Origin of the sequence: Sphingomonas sp. BT-65, assembly GCF_026107375.2 — a bacterium.
Lineage (GTDB): Bacteria > Pseudomonadota > Alphaproteobacteria > Sphingomonadales > Sphingomonadaceae > Sphingomonas.
This window is the reverse complement of record NZ_JAPCIA010000002.1, coordinates 114,779-131,487: the sequence shown is the minus strand read 5'-3', so window position 1 is coordinate 131,487 and position 16,709 is coordinate 114,779. Positions and strand designations below refer to the sequence as shown.

Annotated in this window: 15 protein-coding genes; 8 read left to right on the top strand and 7 right to left on the bottom strand. The window is 67.8% G+C overall.

What is annotated here, in order from left to right; genetic code table 11:
* The first annotated feature begins 72 nt into the window (after positions 1-72).
* The 7 genes from OK349_RS15135 (at position 73) to OK349_RS15105 (ending at position 7,195) form a co-directional block, all read left to right on the top strand.
* Positions 73-2,763, top strand: coding sequence for a bifunctional [glutamine synthetase] adenylyltransferase/[glutamine synthetase]-adenylyl-L-tyrosine phosphorylase (locus tag OK349_RS15135; protein ID WP_265118744.1), 2,691 nt, complete (start codon positions 73-75; stop codon positions 2,761-2,763).
* The gene (locus OK349_RS15130; RefSeq protein ID WP_265118743.1) at positions 2,760-3,233 is read left to right on the top strand and encodes a peroxiredoxin; all 474 of its coding nucleotides are present in this window, start codon (positions 2,760-2,762) and stop codon (positions 3,231-3,233) included. The genes OK349_RS15135 and OK349_RS15130 overlap by 4 nt, the downstream gene beginning before the upstream one ends.
* Positions 3,233-4,027: a ferritin-like domain-containing protein gene (locus OK349_RS15125; RefSeq protein WP_265118742.1), complete on the top strand. Its 795-nt coding sequence runs from the start codon at positions 3,233-3,235 to the stop codon at positions 4,025-4,027. Before OK349_RS15130 ends, OK349_RS15125 begins: the two co-directional genes overlap by 1 nt.
* A 112-nt stretch (positions 4,028-4,139) precedes the next feature.
* Positions 4,140-5,342 (top strand): M23 family metallopeptidase, encoded by a 1,203-nt coding sequence (locus OK349_RS15120; RefSeq protein WP_265118741.1) that lies wholly within the window; start codon positions 4,140-4,142, stop codon positions 5,340-5,342.
* A 304-nt stretch (positions 5,343-5,646) separates the two neighbouring features.
* Positions 5,647-5,988, top strand: coding sequence for a HesB/IscA family protein (locus tag OK349_RS15115; protein ID WP_265118740.1), 342 nt, complete (start codon positions 5,647-5,649; stop codon positions 5,986-5,988).
* Positions 5,989-5,993: 5 nt separating this feature from the next.
* Positions 5,994-6,767 (top strand): exodeoxyribonuclease III, encoded by a 774-nt coding sequence (xth, locus tag OK349_RS15110; RefSeq protein ID WP_265118739.1) that lies wholly within the window; start codon positions 5,994-5,996, stop codon positions 6,765-6,767.
* 182 nt (positions 6,768-6,949) lie between these two features.
* Positions 6,950-7,195 carry a hypothetical protein gene (locus OK349_RS15105; protein WP_265118738.1) on the top strand — a complete coding sequence of 82 codons (246 nt, stop codon included), beginning with the start codon at positions 6,950-6,952 and terminating at the stop codon, positions 7,193-7,195.
* 231 nt (positions 7,196-7,426) lie between these two features.
* Here OK349_RS15105 and OK349_RS15100 read toward each other — a convergent pair whose 3' ends face one another.
* Positions 7,427-8,584 carry an N-acetyltransferase gene (locus OK349_RS15100; RefSeq protein WP_265118737.1) on the bottom strand — a complete coding sequence of 386 codons (1,158 nt, stop codon included), beginning with the start codon at positions 8,582-8,584 and terminating at the stop codon, positions 7,427-7,429.
* Between the two features lie 136 nt (positions 8,585-8,720).
* Here OK349_RS15100 and OK349_RS15095 point away from each other — a divergent pair, with 136 nt between their 5' ends.
* Entirely contained in the window at positions 8,721-9,818 is a 1,098-nt protein-coding gene (locus OK349_RS15095) for a fatty acid desaturase family protein (protein ID WP_265118736.1), read from the top strand.
* A gap of 244 nt (positions 9,819-10,062) precedes the next feature.
* On the opposite strand, the gene lptG is transcribed toward OK349_RS15095, so the two are convergent.
* From lptG to OK349_RS15065, 6 genes are all read right to left on the bottom strand, one after another.
* Positions 10,063-11,166 (bottom strand): LPS export ABC transporter permease LptG, encoded by a 1,104-nt coding sequence (gene lptG / locus OK349_RS15090; protein WP_265118735.1) that lies wholly within the window; start codon positions 11,164-11,166, stop codon positions 10,063-10,065.
* Complete coding sequence (gene lptF / locus OK349_RS15085) at positions 11,163-12,362, bottom strand: LPS export ABC transporter permease LptF (protein ID WP_265118734.1); 1,200 nt, start codon at positions 12,360-12,362, stop codon at positions 11,163-11,165. Before lptF ends, lptG begins: the two co-directional genes overlap by 4 nt.
* 82 nt (positions 12,363-12,444) lie before the next feature.
* On the bottom strand, positions 12,445-14,418 hold the full coding sequence (locus tag OK349_RS15080; RefSeq protein WP_265118733.1) for an ATP-binding protein: 1,974 nt from the start codon (positions 14,416-14,418) through the stop codon (positions 12,445-12,447).
* Between the two features lie 40 nt (positions 14,419-14,458).
* Complete coding sequence (locus tag OK349_RS15075; protein ID WP_265118732.1) at positions 14,459-15,649, bottom strand: serine palmitoyltransferase; 1,191 nt, start codon at positions 15,647-15,649, stop codon at positions 14,459-14,461.
* Between the two features lie 76 nt (positions 15,650-15,725).
* The gene (locus OK349_RS15070) at positions 15,726-15,971 is read right to left on the bottom strand and encodes an acyl carrier protein (protein WP_265118731.1); all 246 of its coding nucleotides are present in this window, start codon (positions 15,969-15,971) and stop codon (positions 15,726-15,728) included.
* 205 nt (positions 15,972-16,176) lie between these two features.
* Positions 16,177-16,677, bottom strand: coding sequence for a GNAT family N-acetyltransferase (locus OK349_RS15065; RefSeq protein WP_265118730.1), 501 nt, complete (start codon positions 16,675-16,677; stop codon positions 16,177-16,179).
* Positions 16,678-16,709: the final 32 nt, after the last annotated feature.

Genomic DNA, 16,709 nt, shown 5'->3' with positions numbered 1-16,709 from the left:
CAAACGACCGACTCGCGGATTTGTTGCTTGACATCATGGTTGATGACGTTCTGACCGCGATCGATGCATTCGATGGACGGTGATCCGGGCGCGCTGGACGCGGCGCTTGAGCGGGCGCGGCGCTGGTCGCCCTTCCTCGCGAATCTGGTCGAACGCGAGCCCGATACCGTCGCCCGGCTGGGGCAGGGCCTCGCCGATCCGCTGCTCGCCGCGCGGGTCGACGATGCCGACATGCCGGTGGCGCGGCGCTTGCGGATCGAGCGGCGGCGGCTCGCGCTGACGGTCGCGATCGGCGACTTGGCCGGGCGGCTCGACTTCCGTGTGGCGACGCGTGCGCTCTCGGACTTCGCGGACTATGCGCTCGACGCCGCGATCGCGGAGGCGGTCGCCGAGCGGATGCCGGGCGCCGCGCCGGACGGCTTCGCCGCGATCGCGCTGGGCAAGCAGGGCAGCCGCGAGCTCAACTATTCGTCGGATATCGATCCGATCCTGATCTTCGATCCCGCGACGCTGCCGCACCGCGAGCGCGACGCGCCCGAGGAGGCCGCGGTGCGCATCGGCCGGCGCGTGGTCGAGCTGCTCCAGGCGCGCGACGGCGACGGCTATGTGCTGCGCATCGACCTGCGGCTGCGTCCCTCGCCCGAGGTGACGCCGATCGTGCTGCCGGCTGAGGCCGCCATCTCCTATTATGAATCGCAAGCACTGCCGTGGGAACGCGCCGCGTTCATCCGCGCGCGGGCAGCCGCGGGGGATCATGTGCTCGGGCGGCAATTCCTCGAGACCATCCGCCCGTTCGTGTGGCGGCGTGCGCTCGATTACGGGACGATCCGCGAGATCCGGGGCATTTCGCGGCGCATCCGCGATCATCACGCGCAAGGGCAGGCGTTCGGGCCGGGCTATGACCTCAAGCGCGGGCGCGGCGGCATCCGCGAGGTCGAGTTCTTCGCGCAGATCCACCAGCTCATTCATGGCGGCCGCGATCCCGGGCTGCGCGCGCCGGCGACGCTCGACGCGCTGGCGGCGCTTTCGGCGGCGGAGCGCATCGATCCCGCGGACGCCGCGGCGCTGGCCGAGGCCTATGTCCTGCTGCGCACGATCGAGCATCGCGTGCAGATGATCGACGACCGCCAGACGCATCAGCTGCCCGAGGGCGAGGCGCTCGACCGCGTGGCGTCCCTGCACGGCCTCGCGAACGGGGCGGAGCTGCTTGACCTGTTGCGCCCGCATGTCGAGCGGGTCGGACGTGTCTATGATTCTCTGGAGGGCGAAGGCGAGACGCGGGTCGCGCTCAGCCAGACCGGTGCCGAGCGGGATCTGGCGCAAGCGGGGTTCGCCGATGCCGGAGCCGCCGCGCGGCTGGTGGAGAGCTGGCGCGACGCGCGCTATCCGGCACTGCGCAGCGCGCCCGCCCGTGCCGCGCTGGAGGCCGTGCTGCCCCGCCTGATCGCGGGGATCGGCGCGGCGCCCGACCCGGACCGGGCGCTGGCGCGGCTCGATACGATCCTCGCGCGGCTGCCGAGCGCGCTCAACCTGTTCAACCTGCTCGAGGCCAGCCCGAAGCTGACCGAGCTGCTCAGCACCATCCTGTGCCACGCACCGACGCTGGCTGAGGCGCTGGCGCGGCGGGTGGAGCTGATCGACGGCCTGATCGACGCGAGCGCGCTGGCGCCGGTCGGCGACGTCCCCACGCTCGCCGCCGAGCTGGGCAGGCGCGAGGCCGGGGACGACTATCAGCGCCTGCTCGACCATGTCCGCCGGGTGGTGGGCGAGAAACGCTTCGCGCTCGGTTCGCAGATCGTCGCCGGGGCGAGCGACCCGCTCCAGGTCTCGGCGGGCTATTCGCGCGTCGCCGAGGCCGCGCTCGACGTGCTTGCGCAGGCGGCGATCGACGAGTTCTCGGTTCGCCATGGCCGCGTGCCGGACAGCGAGCTGGTGATCCTGGCGCTGGGGCGGTTCGGCGGCGGGGCGCTCACCCATGCCTCGGACCTCGACCTCATCTTCCTGTTCACCGGCGATTACATGGCGGATTCGGACGGGGAGAAGCCGCTGGGGGCGGTGACCTATTACAACCGGCTCGCGCAGCGCGTGATCGCGGCGATGTCGGTCGCGACCGCGGCGGGCGCGCTCTACGAGGTCGATACACGGTTGCGGCCGTCGGGCGCGCAGGGGCCGCTGGTGGTGTCGCTCGACGGCTTCGCCAAATACCAGCGCGAGGACGCCTGGACCTGGGAGCATATGGCGCTGACCCGCGCGCGGCCGGTGTTCGGCTCGCCGGGTGCGCGCGCCGAGGTCCAGGCGGTGATCGACGCGGTGCTCGCGGGCGACCGCCCCGCGCGCGACATCGCCGCCGACGCGCGCAAGATGCGGGCGGACATGGCGGCGCACAAGCCGCCCGCGGGTCCGCTCGACGCCAAGCTGCTGCCCGGCGGGCTCGTCGATCTGGAGTTCGCGGTGCATAGTCAGCAACTGCTCCACCGCACTGGCTTCGATCCCGACCTGCGGCGTGCGATCGGTGCGCTCGCGGAACAAGGATTGGCGTCACCAGCACTGGCCGACGCCCATGATTTCCTGACCCGGCTGCTCGTCACGCTGCGCCTCGTCGCGCCCGATGCGCAGCCGCCCGGCCCGGCCACGCGGCCGGTGGTCGCGCATGCCGTCGGCGCGCCCGATTGGGAAGGCGTGCTTGCCTCGCTCGACCGTCATCGGCAGGAGGTGGCCGACGCCTGGGCCGCGGCCGCGGGCAAGCAGGAGGACCGGACATGACGATCGCGCCAGGTGACCCAATTCCCGCTGCCGAGCTGCTCGATCCGCAGGGCGAGAGCTTTTCGCTCGCGCGCTATGCCGGGGCGCCGCTGGTGCTCTATTTCTACCCCAAGGACGATACCGCCGGCTGCACGCGCGAGGCGCAGGAGTTCAGCGCGGCCAAGCCCGAATTCGACGCCGCGGGGGTGCAATTGCTCGGTATCTCCAAGGACAGCGCGGCCAAACACCGCAAGTTCACCGAGAAATACGGGCTCACCGTGCCGCTCGCCACCGATCCCGAAGGTGCCGCGCTGGAGGCGTTCGGGACCTGGGTCGAGAAGACGCTGTACGGCCGCAAATATATGGGGATCGACCGCTCGACCTTCCTGTTCGGCGCCGACGGCAGACTGGTGCGCGAATGGCGCAAGGTGCGCGTCCCCGGCCATGTCGAGGAGGTGCTCGCCGCGGTCAAGGCGCTGGGGGCAGGGTGATGCGCACCGTCGCCCAGGCGGTGCGTTCGGTGCTGCTCACTGCCGAGCCGGCGGCCAAGGTGATGGCGGCGCGGCGCGCGGCGCGGGACTGGCGGCTGGGCCGGCTCGAGCATCGCTTCGATGCCGCGATGCCCGATCGTCCCGCCTGGCCCGAGCAGCCCGAGCTGCTCCCGCCCAACCGCCTGCCCAAGCGCGGGCGGGGTGGATCGGAGCGGGGCCGGATCGCGCTGATCCATGCCCTCGCGCATATCGAGTTCGTCGCGATCGACCTGGCGTTCGACATGGCGGGACGGTTCGGCGGCCAGTTCCCGCGCGCCTTCACCGACGACTGGATGAAGGTCGGCGCGGAGGAGGCGATGCACTTCGCGTTGCTCGACCGGCGGCTGCGGCAATTGGGCAGCCATTACGGCGCGATGCCGGCGCATGCCGGGCTGTGGGAGGCGGCCGAAGGGACAGCCCATGATGTCACCGCGCGCCTTGCCGTGGTGCCGATGGTGCTGGAGGCGCGCGGGCTCGACGTGACACCGGTGACGATCGAGCGCTTCGAAGCGGCCGGCGACGAAGCTACCGCGCGGATTTTGCGGCGGATTTTGAACGACGAGATCAACCATGTCGCGGCCGGCACGCGCTGGTTCGAATCATGCTGCGCCCAACGTCGAATCACTCCCGAAACCGAGTGGCGCGCGTTGCTCAACTGCTATTTTGGGGGAGCCATTAAGCCGCCATTCAACGACTCGGCGCGTGCGACAGCCGGTCTGACGCGCGAATATTACGCAGCGCTTGCCGAGGCGTGAACCACCGGTTCTAAGGGCAAACGTCAGGGCGCGGAGGGGCTGCTTCCTGCATTTGTTGGTTTAACGAAGGCGTGTGCCGTTGTCGGCGCGTGTCTATGGTCGCCGGGGATTCATGGTCAGCACCGCTCTCAACGCGAACCTTGCCACGCGGTTCCGCAATTTTTTCACGACGCGCGATTTCATTTTCCATGACGGCCGCGACCTCAAGCGGTTCAGCGTCGCCGGCCGCACCCAGGCGCTCCTTGCCGGCGTCGCCGCGATCACCGTCACCTTCTCCGCCTATGGCGTCTCGCAGGCTGCGTTCGGCGCGATCATGGCGAGCGGCATCGCCGGCGAAGCTGTCACGCCCGAGGCGAAGCTCGCCAAGATGCGCAACGAGATGGCGCAGATGGAAGCCGATGTCGAAGCGGTGAAGCAGGCCGCGCAGATCCACGCCGCCCGCGTCGAGCAGCGCCAGAAGATCATCACCGGCGTGCTGACCGGCAAGGGATCCCCCGCGGATGTCGGCGAGCCGGTCCCGGCCACCGATCTCACCAGCGACAGCAGGATCGCCCAGGAAGTGCTCGCCCCGCTGCGCAAGGTCGAGGCGCGCCAGGCCAAGCTCGCCGAGCAGGCGCGCAAGACCGCGCAGCTGCGCATCCACCTCACCACCAGCCATCTGCGCAGCCTCGGCATCAAGCCCGAGCGCTACGTCGCCGGCGGCATGGGCGGCCCGTTCGAGCCGGTCTCGTCGGAAGCCGCCGCGGCTGCCGCCAGCAGCGCCGCTGGCGCGACGGCGGAGACTAGTGCCGACGCGCAGTTCCGTTCGCTCTTCCAGACCTGGCAGAAGCTCGACGTGCTCGAGCAGACGGTGATCGCGATCCCGTCGATGCAGCCGGTCGAGAACGTCAAGCTGACCAGCAGCTTCGGCGTTCGCTCCGATCCGTTCCACGGCTCCGCCGCGATGCACGCCGGGGTCGACATCCCGGGCCCGCTCGGTACGCCGATCTATGCCACCGCCGACGGCGTCGTCGGCCGCGCGGGCCGTTTCGGCGGCTATGGCAACCTCATCACCGTCAACCACGGCAAGGGCATCGAGACGCGCTACGGCCACCTCTCGAAGATCCTCGTCGCCTCGAACACCCGTGTGCGCCGCGGCCAGCTGATCGGCCTGATGGGCTCGACCGGCCGCTCGACCGGCAGCCACCTCCATTACGAGGTGCGGATCGACGGCGCCGCGGTGAACCCGATGCCGTTCATGCAGAACGCCAACGTCCTCGACCAGATTCAGCAGCGCGCCACGCGCGTCCAGTTGACCGCCGCCGCCGGCAACTGACTTCCGGGATAATAGGAGAGGGAGAAAGGCCGCCCGGCGCGCTCGGGCGGCCTTTTCCTTTGGGTGACGGGTGACGGATGTTTCTCATTCCTCCCCCGGAGGGGAGGGGGGACCAGCGAAGCTGGTGGAGGGGTAATCTCCACAAGCGAGCCGGTTCATGGTTTGGCGAACTACCCCTCCATCGCCTTCGGCGGTCCCCCTCCCCCTCCGGGGGAAGAATGATTGAATGTCGATCGCTCCTAGCAGGCCGCCTTCTTGGACCCTTTCGGTTGCGGGTCACGCCGCGCTTCCCTATCTCCGTGCCATGGTCACCACCCTTTCCCAAGAGATCGGCCTGACGCCCTCAGCCGCGGCCCGCATCGCAGCGATCGCGGCGAAGCAGGGCAAGCCCGCGGTCCTGCGCCTGTCGGTCGAGGGCGGAGGATGCTCGGGTTTCCAGTACAAGTTCGAGCTGGCTGGTGGCACCGAGCCCGACGACGCGGTCGCGGAAACCGATGGCGTGCGCTTGGTGGTTGATCCCGTCAGCCTCGATCTGGTGCGTGGCGCCAGCGTCGACTTCGTCGAATCGCTCGGCGGTGCAGCGTTCCGCGTGACCAATCCCAACGCCGCGTCCGGTTGCGGCTGCGGCACCAGCTTCGCGGTCTGAAGCGCTTGAAGATCGTCACCTACAATGTGAACGGCATCAAGGCGCGCCTGCCGCGCCTGCTGGAATATCTCGCCGAGCAGAAGCCCGATGTGGTCTGCCTGCAGGAGCTCAAGTCCGCGGACGAAGGCTTCCCCGAGAAGGACATCCGCGACGCGGGCTATGGCGCGGTGTGGCACGGTCAGAAGGGGTTCAACGGTGTCGCGATCCTCGCCCGGGGCACCGACCCGGTCGAGCGCAAGCGTGGCCTCGAAGGCGAGCCCGAGGACGAGCACAGCCGCTATGTCGAGGCCGAGGTGAACGGCGTGGTCGTCGCCTCGATCTACCTGCCCAACGGCAATCCGGTTCCGGGGCCCAAGTTCGACTACAAGCTGCGCTGGATCCAGCGGCTTTCTGTGCATGCCCAGGCTCTGTTGGCGGAGGAAGTCCCGGTCGTGCTGGCGGGCGACTACAACGTCATCCCCAATGACGACGACGTCTTCTCGGTGCGCGCGATGGCCGACGACGCGCTGATGCAGCCCGAATCGCGCCAGGGCTATCGCGCGCTGGTCGCGCAGGGCTGGACCGATGCGCTGCGCACGCGCTTTCCGGCGGGCGGCGTGTGGACCTTCTGGGACTATCAGGCCGGGGCGTGGCAGCGCGATGCCGGGTTCCGCATCGATCACCTGCTGCTCAGCCCGCTGGCGGCGGACCGGCTGACCGGAGCGGGCGTCGACAAGGATTATCGCGGCCGTGAGAAGGCCAGCGACCATGCGCCGACCTGGGTTAGCCTTCGCGGCTGATTTCCCGGGAGTTGGCGGGATACGCCAAGTTTCGGCGCGTAGTTTCCAGATCGTAACAACCGTAACACGCTAACGCATTGATTTTGCTTATCTCTAGTGTTTGGCATGTATAATGCACTAACACAGGGGCGGGCAGGACGCACAGACCCCGGTCCGCACAGGTGCAGAAGAGGAGCTGTATCATGCGTACGATGTTCAAGGGTTTTGCCACTGCCGTGATCGCCGTCGGACTCGCCACCGCCGCCAATGCCGAGACCAAGCCGGGCACGCCCGCGCCGGCGTCCACATCGACCGAGCAGGCCAAGCCGGTGAAGGACAAGCGCTACTGCGTGCAGAACGAGATGACCGGCTCACGCGTGCCTCGCAAAGAATGCCGGACTCGTGCCGAGTGGCTGGAACTCGGATTCGATCCCCTCGATCCCAAGTGACGAGGGCGCGGCCCGGGGATCCCCTATGCCCCGGGCCGCAAACCTCGTCCTAGAGGTTATCAACATTCATCATTCCTCCCCCGGAGGGGGAGGGGGACCAGCGAAGCTGGTGGAGGGGTAATCTCCATTCGCGGGCCGGTCAGCTTGTGGCGACCTACCCCTCCACCGCCTTCGGCGGTCCCCTCCCCCTCCGGGGGAGGAATGGGAAGCGCCCCGACGCTGAATGTCGTCCTAGAGCTGCTTGGCGTAGATCTGGTAGACCCGGTTGATCCGGCTCTCGATCGCGTCGGCGATCGCCACCATTCCCTGGTTGTCATCGAGGATCCAGCCGATCTCGCCCCGCGACGCGCCATATTCGCTGATCGCGGCGCGGCGGATATACTCGATCATCATGAAAGCGAGCTGGCTCGCCATGCGCGAGCTCTGCAGCCGCTTGACCACCCCCATCAGCGGCACGCGCATGGTGCGCACTTGGGGCTTGCGCAGCCACCACAACAGCCGCGCCCAGCCGAACGGCATCAGGTTGCCGTTGAGCGGGGCGATCGCCTCGTTGAGGTCGGGCAGGGTGATCATGAACGCGACCGGCTCGCCGTCGAGCTCGGCGATGCGGATCAGGTCCTCGAACACGATCGGCTTCAATTTCTTGCCGACATCGTCGATCTCGGGCTGGGTCAGCGGCACGAAGCCCCAATTGTCCGACCAGGCATCGTTGAGGATGCCGAGGATCGTCGCCGCCTCCTGTTCGAAGCGCGACTTGTCGACCTTGCGGATGTGGATTCGATCGCTCTTCTCGCCCATTGCGACGACGCGCTGGACGATCGGCGGGAATTCCTGGGTGATGTCGAGCTCATAGGTCACGAGCCGCTTCGCCGGCACGTAGCCCGCAGCCTCGATCCAGCCCCGATATTCGGGCTTGTGGTGCCCCATCATCACCGTCGGCGCGTGATCATGGCCCTCGATCAGCAGGCCAGGCTCCTCCCAGATCGACAGCGAGATCGGCCCGATCGCGCGAGTCATCCCCTTGCCGCGCAGCCAGTCCTCGGCAGCGTTGATCAGCGCGCGGGCGGTGGTGGCGTCCTCCGCCTCGAACAGGCCCCAGAAGCCGGTGCCGGGGCCGAAGCCCTGCTCGGCGGGCATCTCCAGTGCGAGTTTGTCGATATGCGCCGAGATGCGGCCGACGACTCGCCCTTCGCGTTCGGCGAGGAACAGGCGCGCCACGGCGTGGCTGAACCAGCCATTCTTCTTCGGGCTGATCGTTGCGGCGACCTCGCTGCGCAGCGGCGGCACCCAATTGGGGTCGCCGCGGTTGAGGCGATAGGCGAGCTCGATGAAGTCACGGGTGTCCGTCTTGGTGGTGACCGGACGGATGGCGAGCGGGGCGTTGGCCAAAGGGAGACCTTCCTCAAGATTGCGGCCGATCCAGTCCCGCGTTGCCGCGCCGCTGTCAACCGGAGGCGGTGGCCGCCGCATGCGGACCCGTGAAATGCCACGCAATGGCCACTATCTGATGCGAATGGCCAAGCCCATGAATACGCTTACCCTCGATGCGTCCGACGCCCCGGCGGCGGTGCAGGGCGCGAAGATTCGCCTCGCCGGCGTCGCCGACGACCGTGCGATGCTGCGCGCCGCGGCGGAGCTGACGCGCGACCTGCAGACGCCCAAGCCGCTCACCTATTGGGGCGATTTTCTGGGTTCGGCGGCGGTCGGCTATGCCGCGCTGGCCGGCGCGATCCTGCTGCCCTCGACTGGCTGGGCGATCGCCAGCGCGGCACTGGCGGTGCTGGCGCTCTACCGCGCGAGCCTGTTCATCCACGAGATCACGCATCTCAAGCATTCGCTGCTGCCGGGCTTCCGCGTCGGCTGGAACCTGCTGCTCGGCATCCCGATGATGCTGCCCTCGTTCATGTACGAGGGCATCCACACCATCCACCACAGCCGCACCAAGTACGGCACGGTCGAGGATCCCGAATATCTTCCGCTGGCGCTGATGAAGCCGTGGACGCTGCCGGTGTTCCTGCTCGTGTCGGCGCTGATGCCGATCGGGCTGCTGCTGCGCTTCGGCGTGCTCGGCCCGCTCTCGCTGCTGTCGCCCAAGCTGCGCCGGATCGTCGTCGGCCGCTATTCGGGCCTTCAGATCAATCCCGCCTATGAGCGCCGCGCGCCCGAGGGCGAGTTCGCGAGGCAGTGGCGCTGGCAGGAAATCGGCGCGAGCCTGTGGGCGATCACGCTGATGGCGCTGACCGCGACCGGCGTGATCCCGCTCGAGGCGTTCCTGATCTTCATGGGCGTGGTCGCCGCGGTGGCGGTGATCAACCAGGTGCGCACCCTGGTCGCCCATCTGTGGGAGAATGAGGGCGAGCCGCTCACGGTCACCGCCCAGTTCCTCGACAGCGTCAACGTGCCGACCGGCTTCCTGCCGTGGCTGTGGGCGCCGGTCGGGCTGCGCTTCCACGCGCTGCATCACTTGCTGCCGAGCCTGCCCTATCATTCGCTGCCCGAGGCGCACCGGCGGCTGTCGGCGGCGCTGGGGCAGGGGTCGACCTATGAAGGCGCCAATTATCCGACGCTGCGCGGGCTGATGAGCCGGCTGGCGGCGAGCACGATGAAGCAGCGCGCGGGCTGACTCGCGCGTCGGGACGCGATTTCCGGCATTTTTTTCCAAAGCACGACGCGACGATAGCACCGGCCTTGTCGCGCATCGTCGCGGGCTGTTCGAAATGTTCGCCAGTCTGCCCGCGGAACGGACGCGCGCGATGCCTAAAAGCAAACTTCGTCCACGACTTGTTCCACGTTGACCATTCCCGGCCGCCCGGGATCGCCGGGTTTCACGTGGAACCCATTTGGTTAAATTACGGGTTTTCCGCCGATTATTCCTCGGTCTTGAGCAGCACCGCTTCGCCGATCATCGCGAACAGCAGGAACGGTGCCCAGGCGGCGAGGAAGGGCGGATAGGCGCCGAGATTGCCCATCGCCAGCGCGAAATTGTCCGCGACGAAATAGAGGAAACCGAGCCCCATCCCGATCACCGCGCGGACGAACAGCTTGCCCGATCGGGCGATGCCGAACGCCGCGACCGCACCGAGCAGCGGCATCAGCACCGCCGAGAGCGGACCCGAGAGCTTGTGCCACAGCGAGCCCTCGAGCGCCTTGGTCGGCCGGCCCGCGGCCTTGAGGTCGCTCACCGCCTCTCGGAGCGAGTCGAATGACATCGATTCGGCGTCGACGTTGGAGAGCGTGAACTGGTCCGGCCGCACGCCCTCGCCGATGATCGTGCTGCCGAGCGGCGTCAGCTGGCCGCTCGCCACGTCGAAGCGCTCGGCGCCGTCGACCCGCCAGCCATTGCCCTCGCGCCGGCCGGTCTTGGCACGGACCAGCGACGTCAGCACCGCGCCCTCGCGCTCATAGACGGTGACGCCCGCAAGCAGCGCGGCATCGCCGCGGCCCTTGATCTGCTGCGCGTGGATCAGGTGCGTGCCGTCGCGCACCCAGACGTTGCTGCGGTCCCCGCGGTCGATCGGGAGCGGGCCGTAATCGACCTTCTTCCATTGCGCGAGTGTCGCGCTGGCGCGCGTCACGACGCGGTCGTTGAAGGTGAAGGAGATCAGCGCGACACCGAGCCCCGCCAGCATCAGTGGCGCCAGCACCTGGTGCGCGGAGAGGCCTGAGGCCTTCATCGCGATCACCTCGCTATTCTGGTTGAGCGTCGAGAGCGTGATGATCGTGCCGAGCAGCACCGAGAAGGGCAGGAAGGTGGCGATGATCTGCGGCACGCGCAGGCTGACATATTTCCACACCTGCGCGTCGCCATTGCCGGGAAATGCAAGGATGCGCCCGGATTCGCTCAAGAGGTCGAGCGTCTGCAGGATCAGCACCAGCCCGAACAGGAAGGCGAAGGTGTTGATGAGGAACGAGCGCGCCATGTACAGCGACACGGTGCGCGACGGGAAGAAGTCGGTGATCGCGTGGATCATGCGTTCGCCGCTCTCCGCCGCCGCCCGGGCAGCCGCTTGGCGATCGCCTTCCACGCCTTGGCGAAGAAGCGCTCGAGCGCGCCGATCGGCTGGCCGCCGGGCACATAGGCGATCGTATAGTACATCCACAGCACCAGCCCGGCGAACACCAGGAACGGCGCCCACAGCGCGATCAGCGGGTCGATCCGCCCGAGGCTGCCGATCGACTGCGCGTATTCGTTGATCTTGTGATAGGTGACGATCATCACGATCGACAGGAACACGCCGAGCGCCGAGGTCGATCGTTTGGGCGGTATGCCCAGTGCCAACGCCAGCAGCGGCAGCAGGAACATCGTCGCCACCTCGACCACGCGGAAGTGGAAGGCGGAGCGGCTGGTGTCGCGCTCGGTCGCGCTCGCTTTGGGATCGCCGCCGATGCGCGCAAGCTCGGGCAAGGTGAGCTCGAGATTGCGTTCGCCGCGCTGGCGGAACTGCTCAAACTTGGGCAAGTCGATTGGCAGGTCGTGCGCGTCGAAGGTGAGCACGCGCGGCACGTTGAACTTGGGTGACTGATGGATCAGCGTGCCCTTGGTCAAGCGGAAGATGATCACGTCGGGATCGTCGGTGCGCAGGAACTGGCCCTTCTCCGCGGTCGCCGACACGATGTCGCCGCCAGGGGCGCGGGCGCTGACGAAGATGCCCGAGAGATCGGTGCCCTCGTTGCGGCTCTCCTCGATCCGCAGTGTCATGCGGTCGCCGAGATTGGTGAACTCGCCGACTTTGATCGAGGCGCCGAGCGCGCCGGTGCGCAGCTCGAAGCGCAGTCCCTCGTAATTGTAGCGGGCATAGGGCTGGATATAGCCGACGATGGCGAGATTGAGCGCCGCCAGCACGACCGCATACATATAGGGCACGCGCAGCATCCGGCCGTAGCTCATCCCCACCGCGCGCAGCACATCCAGCTCCGACGTCGTGGCGAGGCGGCGGAAGGCGAGCAGGATGCCGAGCATCAGTCCGATCGGAATGCCGAGGCCGAGATATTCAGGCAGCAAATTGGCGAGCATGCGCCACACCACGCTGACCGGCCCGCCCTCGCTCGCGACGAAATCGAACAGCCGCAGCATGCGATCGAGCACAAGCAGCATCGCCGAGATGATCAGGGTGGAGATCAACGGAACCGCGATCAGTCGCGCAATGTAGCGATCGAGTGCGGTCATGCAGGAGGATGCGCCCTGGCGTTCTCAAAAGCGCCGGTGAACCGGCTGTGTCGCAACGCTATATCGAACGGCGCGCGCAAAGCTAGCCCGTCGCGGTTTCGGAATGGACCGGCTCGCCGCCGCGGGACTGCGCCACCGCTTCGGCGATCGCCGCTTCGAGCGCGGCGAGCGTGAAGGGCTTGCGCAGTACCGGACGCCCGCCGAAGCGATCGTGATCGGCGGCGTCGCCGGCATAGCCGGTGACGTAGAGCACCGCGACATTGTCGAGCTGGGGTTCGAGCGCGGCGATCATCTCCGGCCCGGTCTGGCCGGGCATGATCACGTCGCTGATCACCAGATCGAGCGTGTGCAGGCCGGCGACGATGCGCGGCGCGGTGAGCGGATCCTCGCACGGCACCGGGCGATGTCCGATCTCCTCGAGCGCGGCGACCGTCGCCGAGAGGACGCGGGGGTCGTCCTCGACCAGCAGGATGTCGAGCGCGCGATGCGGTTCCGGCCTCGGACCGACCCGCTCGACCGGCCGCGTCTCCACCGATTGCGGGACATTATGGCACGGCAGATAGAGCGTGACCGTCGTGCCCTCCCCCGGCGCCGAGGCGATCCGGATCTCGCCGCCGGACTGGCGGACGAAGCCGAAGATCTGGCTGAGGCCGAGGCCGGTGCCCTTGCCCACCGGCTTGGTGGTGAAGAAGGGTTCGAATACGCGCTCCATCACCTCGGGCGTCATGCCCCCGCCGGTATCCGAGACCGCGATCGTGACATAGTTGCCCGGGCTGCAATCGCGCGCCGCCTCGCCGTCGAGTGTCGCATGGCCCGTGGCGATGGTCAGCGTGCCGCGGCCCTCCATCGCGTCGCGCGCATTGACCGCGAGGTTGAGCAGCGCGTTCTCGAGCTGGTGGCGGTCGGCCCAGACGTGCCAGCCCGATGCGGTGGTGCGCGTCTGCACCGCGATTCCCTCGCCGAGCGTGCGCTCGAGCAGGTTGGACATGCCGGTGATCAGCTCCGCCGGGTCGATCGCCTGCGGCGTGAGCGGTTCGGAACGGGCGAAGGCGAGCAGGCGGCGGGTGAGCGTCGCGGCGCGATTGGCGCCCTCGGCCGCATTGTCGATATGCTTCCTGGACTGGTTGGCGCCATCGGGCAAATGGCGCTTGGCCAGCTCCAGCCCGCCGAGCACGATCGCGAGCATGTTGTTGAAGTCATGCGCGATGCCGCCGGTGAGCTGGCCCACCGCCTCCATCTTCTGCGCCTGGCGCAGCTGGGCTTCGGCGGCGGCGCGCTCGCGCGCTTCCTCCTGGAGCCCGGCAGTGGCGGCGGCGACCGCGGCCTCGAGCTCGACGGCGCGCTCGCGTTGCGCCTCGGCCTCGACCGCGGCGGCGGCGCGTTCGCGGATCGCGCGGATGTTGAGCCAGCCGAGGATCATCGCGCCGATCACGATCAGCATGCCGAACAGGATCAGGTTGCGGGTTTCCTCCTCGGCTTCGGCCGAGGTCACCCGCGCGCGGCGCGAGCGCTCGTTGAGCAGGGTCCGCTCAGTGGCGACGATGCGGCCGAGCAGGCGCTGGATACGCGGGAGCACCGGCGAGCGGCGCGCTTCGTCGAAATAGGCGTAGGCGGCGGCGTTGCGGTTGAAGCGGGTATGGAGCGCGATCCGCGACAATTCCTCGCCGCGCTCGGCGAAGGTGGTGCGCAGCTCGGCGATCAGCTGCTGCTCGGGACCGTGGTCGCGGGTGCGGCGGGCGAGCAGGGTGAGCTGGCCCTGGGCGCGCTGCCATTCGGAGACATAGTCGCGGCCCACACTGTCCTCGCCGCTGACGACGTAGCGGGCGAGCGTCGCCTCGGCGTTCGCCATGGTTCCGGCGAGGCTCTGGGCGAGGATCATCACCTCGTAGCTTTGCGACTGGCGGGCGAGCGCTGCGCCGCGTTCGGCATCGGCCGAGCGCTGGTTGGTGATCAGCGCGGCGAGGACCCCGATGCCGAGTATGGCGATCAGGACCATCATCACCGCGCGCCAGTCGAGCCGCGCGATACGCTGCGCCAGTCCGATACCCTCGCTCATGGCGTCGATTCTAGGCCTGCCGGAGGCCGGTGGCCAGCCCTCAGGCGATCACCCCGATCGCTTGCCCCGCCGCCTTGAACATGCCGAGGATGCGCTGCACCTGCTCGGGCGTATGCTCGGCGCAGAGCGAGCAGCGCAGCAGGAAGGTGCCGGCCGGCGTCGCGGGCGGGCGTGCCATGTTGACGTAGAGACCGTTGTCGAGCAGCGCCTGCCACATCATCACCGCCTGTTCCTGATCGTCGAGGATCACGGCGATGATCGCGCTCTCGGCGGTCTCGGTGCCGAGCTTGAAGCCCATCTCCGTGAGACCGGAGTGCACGGCTCGCGCGTTCTCCCACAGATGCTGCCGCTTGTTGTGCGCGTGCATCAGCTTGCGGATCGAGGTTGCGGCGGTGGCGACGACGCTCGGCGGCAGGCTGGCGGTGAAGATATATGGGCGGCAGGCGAGGCGGATCGCCTCGAACTTCGGGTGGTTCGACACGCAGAAGCCGCCGACGGTGCCGACCGATTTGGAGAAGGTGCCGACGATGAAATCGACATCGCCCTCGCACCCCTGATCCTCGTACACGCCGCGGCCATTGGGGCCGTAGAAACCCATCGAGTGCGCTTCGTCGGAGAGGACCATCGCGCCGTGCTTCTTGGCGACGGCGACCATCTCCTTGAGCGGGGCGACGTCGCCGAGCATCGAATAGACGCCCTCGAGCACCACCAGCTTGCCCGCCTCGGGGGGCAGGCGGCCGAGGCGCTTGTCGAGGTCCTCGACGCTGTTGTGGCGGAAGCGGACGATCTCGGCATAGCCCTGCTTGCAGCCATCATAGATCGAGGCGTGGCTGTCGGCGTCGAGGATGATGTAGTCGCCCTTGCCGGCAAGGGTCGAGATCATGCCGAGATTGGCCATGTAGCCGGTCGAGAAGACGATCGCGCCGGTGGTGCCGTAGAAGTCGCGCAGCGCCTGCTCGACCTCCATATGGTCGCGGAAAGTGCCGTTGAGCATGCGGCTGCCGTTGGTGCCGCTGCCGAACTGGTCGAGCGCGTCCTTGCCGGCCTGGATCACGTCCGGATCGAAGGTCATGCCCATGTAATTGTAGGTGCCGAGCAGGATCGTGTCCTTGCCCTTGATCACTGCCTCGGTCGGCGACTTCACCTGCTCCATGACGATCGCAAAGGGATCGGTGACGCCGCTGTCGAGCAGCGCCTGGCGCTCGGCGATGAGGCCGTCGAACTTGCTCATCAGGTCGGGCTTCGCACCGACTGGGATGTCCGGCGCATCAGCGGTCTGAATGGCGCCAGTTCTTTCGGGGGTCATGTCAGGCGGCCTTCAGCTTCTCGACGGCGTCGACGAGCTGGCCGACGGTCTCGATCTCGGCCTGCATGTTCATCGTGATGATGATGTCGAACTCGTCCTCGATCGCCGCCACGAAATCCATGACGGTGAGGCTGTCCCACTCCAGGTCACCGGCGAAGGTGGTGGCGTCGGCGAGCTCGATGCCCTTCTTGTTGAAGGGCTCGATCAGGCCGGAGACGGTGGCGAAGATTTGGTTACGGTCGCTCATGCGCGGTCCTTAATTGGGTCTGGTGCGAGTGCCAAGCGAATGCGGCGGAAACGGGGTCGTGATGGGGCCGGCGGTTGACACCCCTTGGAGGGCAAGTTGACAAAAATAGGGGGTCTTCACGCGCGGGTGTCAAGCGGTTGACGATGTCAAGGAGCGGCCCTGAGGCAAGCCGATCGAAGCAAGCCAAATCCAACATTGCAAGGGATCACTGGAGCCGGCGGTACATGATCAGCAGGTCGGCGAAGCGGTCGTCGCGGTGGCGGAAGCCCTCGGGCACGGTGCCGATGATGTCGAAGCCGAGCGATTGCCACAGCGCGACCGCGGCATGATTGTCCGAGACCACCGCATTGAACTGCATCGCGCGGAAGCCGGCCTCGCGCGCCCAGGCGACGACATGCTCGCCGAGCCGCCGGCCGATGCCGCGGCCGCGGCCTTCCCGAGCGACCATGAAGCTGGCGTTCGCGACATGGCTGCCGGGGCCGCGCTGGTTGCGCCCGACCTTGGCGGTGCCGAGGATCGTGCCGTCGGCATCCTCGGCTACCACTGTCTGACCGGGCGGTGCCTCGATCCACAATGCGCGATAAGCTTGGTCCGAGAGGCCGGAATCATAAGTGTAGCTGGTGCCGCTTTCGACGACGGCATCGATGATCGCGCGCACCGCGGGCCAGTCGCGATCCTCGAAGGGGCGGATACGTGGATCGGGCATCGCTGCAGAAAATCCTAGTCAATGAAAACGCG